This window comes from Xanthomonas sp. NCPPB 1062, from assembly GCF_041481705.2.
Classification (GTDB): Bacteria; Pseudomonadota; Gammaproteobacteria; order Xanthomonadales; family Xanthomonadaceae; genus Xanthomonas; species Xanthomonas euvesicatoria.
In genome coordinates this window covers 2363105-2376083 of record NZ_CM192987.1, presented here as the reverse complement: position 1 = coordinate 2376083, position 12979 = coordinate 2363105, and the positions used below count along the sequence as shown (strand labels likewise).

Genomic DNA, 12979 nt, shown 5'->3' with positions numbered 1-12979 from the left:
ACGGATGAGCCCGAGCTTGATAAAGCAGACTGATGCGCAATTGAGCTGGGCCGGCAACTGTGACTTATAACAATCGCGTTCAACGAAACTTGCTGCGTTGCAAAGCCCGACACACCCTCCAGCAGGGTGCTAATCAGTTTCGGAGTTTGCTTTAGAGATTAAGACCATTTTGTAGTCGACAGCGGACAGTGGAGTGCGGTATTTGTATATCGCGAGCGCAACAGCATGGTTTATTGTCGGGACTGCCAGGCTGCTCGACGTTTGCAGAAAAAATCGAAAGTGATTGGCTCGACACGTAGTTCGTGGAGTTTCCGTCACCTATCGATGACCTCGGTTTGTTTCTAGTAGCGGTGCAGTGTGTGATCTTCGACACGGAACCCGATGCCATGACGCTTGCCCCGGACGACAAACCGCAGGATCGCCACTTCGACTGGTCAGGCGTGCCGATCGACTTGGGCGGCATGGAGCCCCTGGAGCAAATCGCACGATTGCTCTGCCATGCCCTGGTGGCGCCGGCTGCTGCGCTGACCATCACGGAGGGCGGGCGCCTGCGTGTGCTGGCAGCGCGTGGCATCAGCAGCAGTCATGTCAAACAGGCCATGGAGCTGTGCCAGCAGGTTCCGCCAGCGCCAAATGGCGTGACCGAGTTGATCGAGCATGCAACGCTTGCGCAAATTCAACTCGGCGATGCCGCGTTCCCCGGCTTGCCCGCGCGCTTCATCGCCTGCGTGCCCGTGGGTGCGCCGCAGACAGGAATTTCCGGAACCCTGTGCGTGATCGACACGCGCGAGCGCCGGCTGGCAAGCCAGGAGCATCAGCAACTGCTGATGTTCGCCAACGTGGCTGCCGCACAGCTGGAACTGCAGTTCGGTGCGGGCCGACGCGAGCCGCACAGCGGCTTGCTCAATACGCGTCAGCTGCAATCGGATCTGGACGCCCTCGCCTTCGGCAGCCATAGCGTGCCTACCATTGCAGCGTTCATTGAGGTCTACGACACTCAGGCCGCCAACGAGGCGCGCCAGGCGCTGGGCATGCAGCCGCTGGAAGAGCTGGTTCGCCACGCCAGCTACGTGTTGACCCGCGCCTTGCGCGGCAAGGCCACCGTCTACCACGTGGCCTCGATGCGCTTTGCGTTCTTTCTGCTCAACTCCGCGCCGGACGAGATGGAAGACCTGCTGCTGGATCTGCGCGACATGCTGCACAAGCCGGTGGATGCCGCCGGCGTACCGATGTCGCTGACCTTTCATGCCGGTGTGGTGCGCTTCGCCCCGCAGCAGCCGGACACCAACGATGTGATGCGCAAGGGCCTGGTGGCGCTGGGCGATGCCATCAACAACCATGCCATCGTGTGCTGGTACAGCGCTTCGCACGACGATGCGATTCAACGCTCGTACCGCCTGGCGCTGGATGCCGAACAGGCCCTGAAAGCCGGCGATTTCCGGCTGGTGTTCCAGCCACGCATCAACCTTGAAGACTTATCGGTGACCGGCTTCGAGGCGTTGCTGCGCTGGCATCACGCCAGCCTCGGCCCGATCGGTCCCGACGAGTTCATCCCGCTCTTCGAAAAAACCGCACTGATGTGCACGGTCACCAATTGGGTGATCGAAAGCGCCTTGGTACAGCTGGCGGAATGGCGTACTCAGGGCTTGGATTTTTCCATCTCCATCAACCTGTCGTCGCGCGATTTCGGCAACATCAACCTGGCAGCGGATGTGATCAACCGCTGCAAGGACCTGGCGATTCCCACCACATGCATCGAGCTGGAAATCACCGAAGGCCGCTGGCTGCGCAGCAATGTCGAAGCGGTGCCGCGGCTGCGCGCGCTGCGCGATGCAGGCGTGAGCGTGGCCATCGACGATTTCGGCACCGGCTATAGCAACTTCGGCTATCTCACCGAGTTGCCGGTCAATGTGCTCAAGCTGGACCGGTCGCTGGTGACTGGCATCGCCACCAAAACCGGCATGCAGATGCGCGCCGAGGCGGTGGTGCGCCTGGCCAACGCGTTGGGTTATCGCACCGTGGCCGAGGGCATCGAGCACGCCGATGAGATTGCGTTGCTGCGGAGCTGGGGATGCGATGAGGCACAGGGGTATCTGCTCGCCAAACCCATGGAGGCGCATCTGGTGGCCGACTACGTCAAACAAACCGGGGCGCTGCAGCGTCTGCCGTAGAGCCGCGGCGGTGCGCGGATGCGCCGGACAGGCAATCGCACCACGCCGCGCCGTGCGGATGCATGCACGATGCCTTGCGATGCGATGCACGTCCAACCTGCTGCCTGCAATGCAGCAATGCTCCTAGCGCTCAACTGAGATCGTGCAGGTCCTTGCCCAGCGGCGCACTCAGTGCCCAATCGGAGAACCGCACCTTCAGACCTGAGCGCTCGGGCGTGCAGCACATCGGTCCGACCAGATAGGCGCTTGCCGGCGGAAACGGACACAGCCGCACCAGCGGCCAGTGACGGCCATCCGCAGAGACCTGCAGGCGCAGCACACCATCGGCAACCGTGGCACGGATCCAGAAATCCTTGGGGTCGGCTTCGTACGGCCCAGTTGCCCAATCTGAAACCGGGTTGGTCAACACGCTGCTGAGCATGGCGCGCCCGTCGCTGAGTTCGATCCCGGCCTTGACCCAGTGCTGCTCGTCCACCCGCACCATGATGCCGGCCTGGTCGTACAAGGCTTCGTATTGCGCGCGCACACGCAACTGCGCGGTGAAGCCTGCGCCCGCCTTGATGCCCAGAAAGTGCCCGCTGTCGCGGGTGAATCCGTAATGCGTCTTGCGCCAGAAGTCGGTCGCCTGGTCGGTCACCACATCCAACGTGTCGCCGTTGATATCGAGTGTCTTCGGCCGGTTGAGCCAGGTTCCGGCGTGCCAGCTGCTGTCCTGCGCCATGGTTTTCCTCGGATTGTTCTGTTGTGCAAACGCGCCACCACTGAGCGTCATCCCGACCATGCCAGCCAACACCCGCCTGCGTGCGCCATTGAATGCATCGTGTTGCATGGATCTGCGCTCCTGCGACTTATGAACGCGTAGTTTACGTGCTGTACGCGCAAGGCCGCATGGGTGCGGCCCCTCCTCTGTTCGCCATGCAGGCAAGGCGCCGGTTCGTGCTTCGACGATGCGCAGCCGTGCAGATGGGCCGCATACATGCGAAGTCGCCGCAAAACCCAGGCCCGAATCCGCGCGGGCAATTGCGGGCGCGCGACGTAAAGCGATTTGCCGGCCAACCCTGCCGCGTGGCGCCGAAGAGCGGCCAACAAACGTAGCGAACAGTCGTCAGGTGGGCCTGGCGGCTGTGCAGTCGTTTTGTTAGCTGCTCCAGGTGCCATGCCCTCAGTGCTGCGCCAGTGCGTAATCGATTGCCGCGCAGATTGCCGCCACCTGCGCAGCATTGCATTGGTCGGGTGTGGCGCGTGGGCTATCCGGATAGACCTCGGTGGTCGTGCGATACCGCGCATCGGTGACGCCGGCGCACAAGCCCAGTCGCCGCACCGGATAATTGATGACCCCATGCCCCACCACCGGTGCACCGATGAGCTGCCCATCCGCATCGGCAGGCGCGATATGCGTTACCTCGGCCACCGCTGCGATCACCGCTTGCTGGAAGGCGGGCTGCGGATCTTCACTGTCGCCGACCAGGTAAAACCCGTCCGGAATGCTCCCCGGCACAAACACCGCGCCGTCGCGCGCCGCCAACGCCGGGCGAAACTCGCTCTCGTCGCTATCGGTGGTTTCGTGCAGGTCGATATGCACCAGCATTCGCCCGGAGGTCGCGGCCACCAGCCGCATCAGCGCAGCCGACTCTTCGGCCGGGCTGTCGTGGCGAAACGCGCGATTCGGATCGACTGCATCGGCATTCCAACGCTGGATGCGTTCATAGCCCCAGGGATTGATGCACGGCGCCACCAGTAGATTGCATTTGCCTGCGTAGTCGGCAGCACGCTGTTGCAGGAATTGCAGCGCACCTTGCACGCCGCTGGTTTCGTAGCCGTGCACGCCGCCGGTGACCAACACGCACGGCAGGCTGTCGTCCCACTGCGCGCTGCGCAGTGCCAGCAACGGATACTCCCCTTGCGCATGGGTAATGGTGCCGTACTGCACGCGCTCGTACTGTTCGGCCAGTGCGGCGACCTGCTGCACGACATCCTCCGCATAGCTGCGTTGCTGCAGCTGGCGTGCGCGCCATAGGGCGCGTTCCGGCTCACCCCACGGTTGCCCGGGCGTGCCGATCGGATACGTTGGGTTTGTCGTCATTGCAGACACCGGTGCGAAGGAGCCGCCAAGGGTAAGCGCTCTGCGCACAGAAGCAAAAAGGCCCCGCGCTGCGGGGCCGATGAAACCTGCGTCGCTGATGTTTACTTCTTCGCCGTGACCCCTGGGGTGGCGTCGCGGACCAGGAACTCTTCGGTCAACTCCGGCAGATGCGCCAACAGCCAATCGGCCATGGCCTGTTCCTGGGGCAGGATCTGCTCGCACACGCGCTGCGTTTCGGTATCGCCCACCGTCTTGGCGGCACCCAGCAAGGCGGTGTAGGTCGCGATCTCCAGGTTCTCGAACACATAGCTGGCCATGGCACCCTTGACGATTTCGTCGGAGGTGGTCATGCCGCCCATTGCCTGCCCGAACGCGGCCATCTTGCCCATGGCGTCCTTGATGATCGACGGCGAACCGCCCAGGCGCTCGATACACGATTCGACCAGGCGCTGTTGCCCCAGCGTCTCTTCCAGATGCTGCTCGATGCGGGCTTTGAGCTGGGGGTAGTGCTCGATGCGTGCGGCCTGGGCCTTGAGCATCTGCTCGGCCTGCTGCTCCATCGCATGCGCATCGCGCAGCCAGTCCATCAGGTTTTCTTGGGGTTCGGCCATGGGGTTCTCCTGTGTGTTTGCGATATGTCCAGCCTGCAGCGGCGCGGATGAAAGATGTGACTGTTCCAAGTGAACGCTGCGTGCGACGTCTACGTGGCATTGACATGACGCGGAGGCACTGGCGGCTCCGCCTTCCACAGCCTGTCTGTATGTCGTCGCACGGAACCGAGGATCTGCGCGGCGATCGCTGAGGGATCTGCATGCAATGCGTGGGTCACTGACCGCGCTGACCATCTAAGGCCCCGGGGCCCTGCGAGCGATGGTGGGGACGCTTCATGCCGCCGTGGCGCAAGTGAGCCCCAAACCGGGTGGGCTGCAAATCCTGCCGATGTTGGAAACGGCATCGTGGCTGGAGTGAAATTTTTCCATGCAATCGATGTCGGACATCAATGCACGACTGCAAAAATTTCTCGCTTGCGCTTGATGCGTTGCACAGCAGGCGCTCATGAATCTTTCCAGGTGCACAGGCCATCACGCACGATGACGGCGTGCAAAAATCTGCAATCGATTGCGCATTACCGCGTGCAGCAATCGGCTTGCTTCAAACCGAAAACAGCACAGGCGCTAGCCGCATTGGCGTAGCGCCTGTGTCCAGCCTTCCGCAAGATTCGCTCCCAAACCGGCGCGCCATGGCGCGCCGATGGCTGGATTAAGCGGATTCTTCCTGCGGCTTGGCCTGCTTGGAACGCCCGCCCTTGCTGCCGATCCGCGACATGTGATCGCGATCGCGGCTCACGGCCTGGCCACCCTTGCGGCCAGCTTCGCGCGCTTCGTCGCTGGTAAATTCGTGTGCATTGCCGCTGGCATGCGCGGCTTTGCCGCCGCTACTCGCCAGCAGGCGGCGCTTCTCCGGATCCAATGCGGCAAAGCCGCGCCGGCTACGGGTCGTGTTTTGTCCGTCTTCCACTGTGCCTCCTCTCGATGCTTCGGTTACGCCTGGGTATTTGGCTAACCGCAACATTCGTGCCAACCCGGAAAGGCAGGCTCCGCGGTGCATTGCGGATGGATGCAGGAAAAAACGGCTGCGCTCGCTGCGCAAATCTTGCACACCTTCGCATCGCCGGACGATTCGGCCTACCTCTTAGGTGGATAGCGCTATCACGGGGCGCAGTCCGTCTGCAGCCGCTGGACGGGTTGCGCTGGCGTCGCAGGGATCAGCCGCTATGCCTGGACCAAGCGCCCGCCCCTGATGCAGGTGTGTTGCAATTTCGCGTAGTCCGGCTGCGACGCACGGTGCGGGAACAGCCGTCAGCGCACAGCTCACTATCGTCTGCGTGCGCCAGTTGCCTCGGTGCAGGCGTGCGCAGCGCCTCGCAAGGCGTGTGCTGCCGATGCCGCAGATCGCCCGGCCAATTCCCCACTGGACTGCCAGACAGCGGCGCAGCCACAGGTTGAAACAGGCAGGGCCCGCACACAGACTGCGCGTGGATCTGGGCGCACACTGATGCGCCATCAACGCCTCAGGCGTTGCTACCCGCCTTGCGAAAGACTTAGCGGTTGTGTGCAAGTGGGTACCACTGGCCGATGTTGACGCCGGGCCGGAACCATTAGCCGTGCCGTCCACGCCCGGATGCGGCTGCCCCAGAGGCTGGACAAGCAGTCTCCGGACGCGCACGTACCATGTCGGGCGGCAACCGTGAGCCCGAATCGCCCTGCCCCGCAGCCGCGTCAGCGGCGGTGCGCCGCCCTCACCCCACGGCCTGCACCACCATCGGCCCATCGCGGTCGTCGCACGCTGCCGCAGCTTCGGACAGAGCACCGCCCACCAGCAACAAGGTCGGCAGGCCCGGTGGCAGCGCGGCGGCTGTCATCCCCAGCTCGCCCAAGGTGGTGAGGCGACGTTGCTGCTCCGGCCGTGTGGCGGCCTGCACGATGGCGGCGGGCGTGCTGGCCGGCAAATGCGCCAGCAATGCAGCGGCCAGCGCATCCGCGCGGCGCAGGCCCATGTAGATACCCAGCGTCGTGCCGCTAGCCGCCAGCGCACCCCAATTCGGCTCGCCGTGGTCGTGCGTGTGCGCCGTGACGAAGGTGATGCCATGGCAATGGCTGCGATGGGTCAGCGAGACCTCCAGTGCGGCCGCCGCAGCGAAGGCCGCACTCACGCCGTTGATCACCTGCACGCCGACGCCGGCACGCCGCAGAAAGGCGATCTCTTCGCCAGCGCGGCCGAACAGCAGCGCATCGCCCCCCTTCACGCGCACCACGCGCAGGCCCTGCAACGCGTAGCGACGCATCAGCCGGCAGATGAACTCCTGCGGTGTCGAACGGCATCCGCCCCGTTTGCCCACCCGGATCACGCGCGCCTGCGGTGCAAGTTCGACGATCTCCGGGTTGGCCAGATCGTCGAGCAGCAGCACCTGCGCCGACGCCAGGGCCTTCACCGCCTTGATGGTGAGCAATTCCAGGTCGCCCGGGCCGGCGGACAACAACACCACATCACGTGCGCAGGAAGGTGTGACTGACATGGGAGTTCTCGTTGGGTGTGGAGGGACGGTGCATTCAGAGGACAGGTGCACTCACGCAAGCCGCGTTTGCCGGCACAGCCGAGTGAGTTGCGGCACGCAGGAGCCGCACACGGTGCCGCAGCCCAGGCGTTGCTTGAGCTGCGCAACATCGGCGCCGTCGTCGATGGCCGCGTGAATCGCGGCGGCCGAGACATGCATGCAGGTGCACACAATCGGGTCGCTCGGTGCGCTGTGGGTATGGGCGAAGACCGACAGCCGCGCACCCCGCCACGGTTCACCGGCCAGTGCGGTGGCAAGCAACGAGCGATCGGCGTCGCCGGGTTGCGCGGCAGTGAGCAGCACGCCGTCGATATGGTGATACCCGTCTTGCATGCGCCAGCCAACGCGGCGCATCAGCCCGCGGCGCAGGTCGCGGTACTCCAGCACATCCGCGCCGGCCGGCAGCTGCAAGGCGACGACCAGGCGATCCATCCAGCTGGCATCGGGTGCGCGTTCGCAGGCGGCATGCAACACGACCCAATCCCCGGCTGCACGGCGTTTGGTGCCGCTCGAGGGCTCGGCATGCAGGCGCAGAGAGGCATAGTCGCAGTCGCGCAACAGCGGTTGCAACGCCTGCTGCAAGGCGAGTGCATCCCCACGCCGCGCCGCCAGCAGATGCCAGCCGAACGCGGTCTTTTCCACCCGCACGGCCGTGTGTTTGAGTTCGGGCTGTTGCGAACGCGCATCCACTGCCGGCGTGCTGACTTCGTTGATGCCGCCGCTGGACAGGCTCTGCCCGCTCCAGTGCATGGGGGCAAACACCGTGCCCGAGCGCAGTTCGTCCGATAGTTCCAGCGGCAGCACCAGCGCACCGCGTTTGCTTGCGATCTGCACCAGTTCGCCGGCCACCAGCCCACGCCGCTGTGCATCGCCTGGATGCATGCGCAGCGCCGGCTCGGGACTATGCGCGAATGCCGCCGCGACCCGCCCGGTGCGCGACATGCCATGCCACTGGTCGCGCAGGCGTCCGGTGAGCAGCCGCATCGGGAACCGTGCCGAAGTGGCTTCGGCCACCTTGCGATACGGCGTGGCGTGGAAGCGTGCACGCCCGTTGGCGTGCGCGAATACGCCGTCGGTGTAACGCCGGGCCTGCCCTTGCGTGCTGCCTGCCGGAAACGGCCATTGCTGCGGGCCATGATCCAGCAGCGCGTAATCCAGGCCGCCGATATCCAGGTCGCGGCCAATCGTGAGCGCGCGATGCTCGTCGAAAATCTGCGCAGGGTGCTTGAATGCGAACAGGCCCTGCCCGCGCACTGGTGCCAGGCGCGCTTCCAGCCGGCGCGCCACCTCGTTGGCAATCCACCAATCCGCACGTGCCTGCCCGGGTGCTTCCACCGCCTTGCGCACGCGAGTGATTCGGCGTTCGGAGTTGGTCACCGTGCCGTCCTTCTCGCCCCAGCTGGCGGCCGGCAGCAACACGTCGGCATACGGCACGGTGTCGGTACCGGAAAAGGCCTCCTGCACGATCACCAATTCGGCGTTTTCCAGCGCGGCGCGAATGCCGGCAACCTCCGGCATCGAATGCACGGGGTTGGTGCACACGATCCACACCGCCTTGAGCGTGCCCGCGCGCAGCCGCTCGAACAATTGCACGGCCGGTGCGCCTGCCGTTGGCGAGATTCGCCCGGCTGGTACGCCCCACAGCCGTTCCAGTTCGGCGCGGTCGTCGGCATTTGCAATCTCGCGATGCGCCGCCAGCATGGTCGCCATGCCGCCGACCTCGCGTCCGCCCATCGCATTGGGTTGACCGGTCAGCGAAAACGGCCCCGCGCCCGGCTTGCCGATCTGCCCGGTGGCCAGATGCAGGTTGATCAGGGCCAGGTTCTTGTCGGTGCCGTGCACGGATTGGTTCAAGCCCATGCAGTACAGCGACAACGCTGCAGGGCTGCGCCCGAACCACTCGGCCGCCTGCACCAGATCCTCGTGCGCAATGCCGCAGATCTCGGCGCTCATGCGCGGCGTGTACTCGCGCAGCATCCGCTTGAGGGCATCGAACTCCTCGGTGTGTGCCGCGACGAAACGCGCGTCTACCAGGTCCTCCCAGATCAGGTGATGCAGCATGCCGTTGAACAAGGCGACGTCGGTGCCGGGCTCGATCGCCAGGTGCAGATCGGCCATGGCCGCCGTGTCGGTACGCCGCGGATCGATCACGATCCAGCGAATGTCGGGGTTGCGCGCGCGTGCCTCTTCCAGCCGGCGAAACAGCACCGGATGCGCATAGGCCATGTTGCTGCCGGCAAACAGCACGGTGTGCGCCAGCTCCAGATCGTCGTAACAGGTGGGCGGGCCATCGGCACCCAGCGCAAGCTTGTAGCCGGTCACCGCGCTGGACATGCACAGCCGCGAATTGGTGTCGATGTTGTTGGTACCGAGCAGGCCTTTGGCCAGCTTGTTGAAGACGTAATAGTCTTCGGTCAACAGCTGCCCGGAGAGATAGAACCCCACCGCGTCCGGGCCATGCTCCTGGATGATGGCGGCCAGCTTGTGGGCCACGTGGTCGAGTGCGTGCTCCCAACCCACTGCGGTACGCGGCGCCTGGCGATGACGGCGTAGCTGCGGTTGGAGCACACGCCCCTGCGTGCTGGCCACCGTCTGCGGCAGTGCCAGCCCCTTGCTGCACAGGCGCCCGAAATTGGCCGGGTGCAGCGGGTCGCCTTCGATGCCGACGATGCGTTCGCCATCGGCGTCATGCTCGCTGTGGATCAGCACACCGCAGCCCACCCCGCAATAGCAGCAGGTCGAACGCGTGATGCGGTGCATCGGTAACGCGGCCTGCGGCTGCGCGACTTCGTCGCTTGACAGATGCTGCAGGCCTTCGCTCATACGGCGGGCTCGGCGACGGCATCCGGCGCGGTCACCGGCTGCAACACGATCCATACCGCATCGGCTTCCACCTTCACCGGATAGCGCGGCGCGCAACCCACATCCGGTGCACATGCCTGCCCGCTCTGCAGCGCGATGGCCCAACCATGCAACGGGCAGGTCACGGTGTCGCCGGCAACAATCCCTTGCGACAGCGGTCCACCCTTGTGCGGGCACCGGTCGCGTAGCGCGAATACCTGGTCGCTGGCAGTGCGGAACAACGCGATCGGTTCGATGCCCTCGATCTCCAGCACGCGTGCGCCCAATGCGGGCAATTCCTGCAAAGCGCAGATGCGGATCCAGGCAGGCGGCTTATGCATGCTCATTGCTCCACCGTGGCGGCCGGCGCCGCAACGCGCAGCGGTTGGTATTCCTGTCGGCGCTCGCCGGCGATACGCGCCTTCCACGGGTCGACCAGACCCTCCAGCGAATACAGCAGGCGCTCGTACAGCGCACGCCGGTTGGCGGCGTCGTCCACCACTTGCGCACGGATGTAATCCAGCCCTACCCGCGCGATGTAGTGCACCGTGCGATCCAGGTAATACGCCTGCTCGCGGTAGAGCTGCAGGAACGCGCCGGTGTATTCGCGCACTTCGTCGGCGGTGGCCACCTTGACCAGGAAGCGTGCCACCTCGGTCTTGATGCCGCCATTGCCGCCGATATGGATCTCCCAGCCGGAATCCACCGCGATGATGCCCACGTCCTTGATGCCGGATTCGGCGCAATTGCGCGGGCATCCGGACACCGCCAGCTTCACCTTGTGCGGGCTCCACATGTTGGCGAGCATGGTTTCCAGATCGATCCCCATCTGCGTGCTGTTTTGGGTACCGAAGCGGCAGAATTCGCTGCCCACGCAGGTTTTCACCGTGCGGATGGACTTGCCGTACGCATGGCCGGAGGGCATGCCCAGATCGCGCCACACGTCGACCAGGTCTTCCTTCTTGACCCCAAGCAGATCGATGCGTTGGCCGCCGGTCACCTTGACCATGGGCACCGCATACTTGTCGGCGACATCGGCAATCCGGCGCAGCTCGCTGGCATTGGTCACCCCGCCCTTCATCTGCGGAATCACCGAAAACGTGCCGTCTTTCTGGATATTGGCGTGCGCACGCTCGTTGATGAAACGCGACTGCGGATCGTCGATGGCCTCATGTGGCCAGGTCGACAGCATGTAGTAGTTGATTGCCGGCCGGCAGGTGGCGCAACCGTTGGGTGTGCGCCATTCCATGAAGGCATAGGCCTGTGCATGCGTGAGCAGTTTGTGCTCGCGGATGGCGCGGCGCACCTCGCCGTGGCTGAGGTCGGTACAGCTGCATACCGCCTTGGTTTTCGGGGTTTCCTGAAAGTTGGAGCCCAGGCAATTCATCAGGATCTGCTCGACCAGGCCGGTGCACGAGCCGCACGAACTGGCCGCCTTGGTGTGCTTTTTCACCTCGTCCACGGTGAACAGGCCTTGCTCGCTGATCGCCTTGACGATCGTGCCCTTGCAGACGCCATTGCAGCCGCACACTTCATCGCTGTCGGCCATCGCACTGGCGCGGTCCTGGCCACCGGTGCCGGCATCGCCCAGCGCGCTTTCGCCGAAGATCAGTTGATCGCGCTGCGCCTGGATCGGCGTGCCGTCCTTGAGCAACTTGAAGTACCACCCGCCGTCGCTGGTATCGCCGTACAGGCACGCGCCCACCAGGACATCGTCGCGGATGACCAGCTTCTTGTAGACGCCACCGGCCGGGTCGGAGAGCACGATTTCTTCGCAGCCGTCGCCGCCCATGAAATCACCGGCAGAAAACAGGTCGATGCCGGTGACCTTGAGCTTGGTCGATGCCACCGAACCGCGATAAATGCCGATACCGAACTGCGCCAGGTGGTTTGCGCAGACCTTGGCTTGCTCGAACAGCGGCGCGACCAGGCCGTAGGCAATGCCGCGATGGTTTGCGCACTCGCCTACCGCGTACACGCGTGGGTCGAAGCTTTGCAGGCTGTCGTTGACCACGATGCCGCGCGAGCAATGAATCCCTGCTTCTTCGGCAAGACGCGTGTTCGGGCGAATGCCGGCCGCCATGACCACCAGATCGGCGGGAATCTCGCTGCCGTCGGCGAACTTCACCCCGATCACCTCGCCCTGCGCATTGCCCAGCAGCGCACTGGTGGAGGTGCTCAGCTTGAAGTGCAGGCCACGCGCGCGCAGGGCCTGTTGCAGCAGGTTGCCGGCCACCGGGTCGAGCTGGCGCTCCAGCAACCAGCCGGCCAGATGCACCACCGTCACCTCCATGCCGCGCAGCTTGAGCCCATTGGCCGCTTCCAGTCCGAGCAGCCCACCACCGATCACCACCGCGTGCTGCTTGGTACGCGCGGTATCGATCATGGTGCGCGTGTCCTGGATATCGCGATACCCAATCACCCCTTTCAGGTCGTTACCGGGAATCGGCAGCACGAACGGCACCGAGCCGGTGGCGATCAGCAGCCGGTCGTACTCGGCTTGCGTACCATCGGCCGCAATCACGCGGCGGCGCACGCGGTCGATGCGCGTGACTTCCTTGTTCAAATGCAGGTGGATGCCGTTGTCCTGATACCACTGCAACGGATTGAGCACGATGTCGTCGAATTCCTGCTCGCCGGCCAGCACCGGCGAGAGCAGGATGCGGTTGTAGTTGGGATGCGGCTCGGCGCCGAATACGGTGATGTGGTACATGCCCGGCATCAGCTTGAGCAGTTCTTCCACGGTGCGGATACCGGCCATGCCATTGC

Annotated in this window: 9 protein-coding genes and 1 pseudogene; 2 read left to right on the top strand and 8 right to left on the bottom strand. The window is 64.5% G+C overall.

Annotation, left to right across the window (positions count from 1 at the left end; all coding sequences use genetic code 11):
- The first annotated feature begins 359 nt into the window (after positions 1–359).
- Positions 360–2171: an EAL domain-containing protein gene (locus tag ACCQ16_RS10450; protein WP_008575407.1), complete on the top strand. Its 1812-nt coding sequence runs from the start codon at positions 360–362 to the stop codon at positions 2169–2171.
- 130 nt (positions 2172–2301) lie between these two features.
- On the opposite strand, the gene ACCQ16_RS10445 is transcribed toward ACCQ16_RS10450, so the two are convergent.
- From ACCQ16_RS10445 to ACCQ16_RS10435, 3 genes are all read right to left on the bottom strand, one after another.
- Positions 2302–3000 carry a DUF1349 domain-containing protein gene (locus tag ACCQ16_RS10445; protein ID WP_008575406.1) on the bottom strand — a complete coding sequence of 233 codons (699 nt, stop codon included), beginning with the start codon at positions 2998–3000 and terminating at the stop codon, positions 2302–2304.
- A 333-nt stretch (positions 3001–3333) separates the two neighbouring features.
- Complete coding sequence (locus ACCQ16_RS10440; protein WP_277573092.1) at positions 3334–4254, bottom strand: M14 family metallopeptidase; 921 nt, start codon at positions 4252–4254, stop codon at positions 3334–3336.
- Positions 4255–4355: 101 nt separating this feature from the next.
- On the bottom strand, positions 4356–4865 hold the full coding sequence (locus ACCQ16_RS10435) for a ferritin-like domain-containing protein (RefSeq protein WP_008575404.1): 510 nt from the start codon (positions 4863–4865) through the stop codon (positions 4356–4358).
- A 367-nt stretch (positions 4866–5232) separates the two neighbouring features.
- Between ACCQ16_RS10435 and ACCQ16_RS10430 the strand changes: the two are divergent.
- A pseudogene (locus ACCQ16_RS10430) lies at positions 5233–5433 on the top strand (hypothetical protein).
- Between the two features lie 81 nt (positions 5434–5514).
- Here ACCQ16_RS10430 and ACCQ16_RS10425 read toward each other — a convergent pair.
- The 5 genes from ACCQ16_RS10425 to nirB all read right to left on the bottom strand — a co-directional run bounded on the left by ACCQ16_RS10425 (position 5515) and on the right by nirB (position 12971).
- The gene (locus ACCQ16_RS10425) at positions 5515–5772 is read right to left on the bottom strand and encodes a KGG domain-containing protein (RefSeq protein ID WP_005916070.1); all 258 of its coding nucleotides are present in this window, start codon (positions 5770–5772) and stop codon (positions 5515–5517) included.
- A gap of 781 nt (positions 5773–6553) precedes the next feature.
- A complete protein-coding gene (gene cobA, locus ACCQ16_RS10420) occupies positions 6554–7300 on the bottom strand; it encodes a uroporphyrinogen-III C-methyltransferase (protein ID WP_008575402.1) in 747 nt (248 codons plus the stop codon).
- An 81-nt stretch (positions 7301–7381) separates the two neighbouring features.
- A complete protein-coding gene (locus ACCQ16_RS10415; protein WP_277573093.1) occupies positions 7382–10192 on the bottom strand; it encodes a nitrate reductase in 2811 nt (936 codons plus the stop codon).
- A complete protein-coding gene (nirD, locus tag ACCQ16_RS10410; protein ID WP_008575400.1) occupies positions 10189–10557 on the bottom strand; it encodes a nitrite reductase small subunit NirD in 369 nt (122 codons plus the stop codon). The genes ACCQ16_RS10415 and nirD overlap by 4 nt, the downstream gene beginning before the upstream one ends.
- Positions 10554–12971 (bottom strand): nitrite reductase large subunit NirB, encoded by a 2418-nt coding sequence (nirB, locus tag ACCQ16_RS10405; RefSeq protein WP_277573145.1) that lies wholly within the window; start codon positions 12969–12971, stop codon positions 10554–10556. The genes nirD and nirB overlap by 4 nt, the downstream gene beginning before the upstream one ends.
- Between the last annotated feature and the right edge of the window lie 8 nt (positions 12972–12979).

What these genes read in the sequence shown, in the direction of transcription:
- ACCQ16_RS10435 (WP_008575404.1), bottom strand. Translation starts at nt 4,865, where the DNA reads ATGGCCGAACCCCAAGAAAACCTGATGGACTGGCTGCGCGATGCGCAT.
- nirD (WP_008575400.1), bottom strand. Translation starts at nt 10,557, where the DNA reads ATGAGCATGCATAAGCCGCCTGCCTGGATCCGCATCTGCGCTTTGCAG.
- ACCQ16_RS10445 (WP_008575406.1), bottom strand. Translation starts at nt 3,000, where the DNA reads ATGCAACACGATGCATTCAATGGCGCACGCAGGCGGGTGTTGGCTGGC.
- ACCQ16_RS10415 (WP_277573093.1), bottom strand. Translation starts at nt 10,192, where the DNA reads ATGAGCGAAGGCCTGCAGCATCTGTCAAGCGACGAAGTCGCGCAGCCG.
- ACCQ16_RS10440 (WP_277573092.1), bottom strand. Translation starts at nt 4,254, where the DNA reads ATGACGACAAACCCAACGTATCCGATCGGCACGCCCGGGCAACCGTGG.
- nirB (WP_277573145.1), bottom strand. Translation starts at nt 12,971, where the DNA reads ATGGCCGGTATCCGCACCGTGGAAGAACTGCTCAAGCTGATGCCGGGC.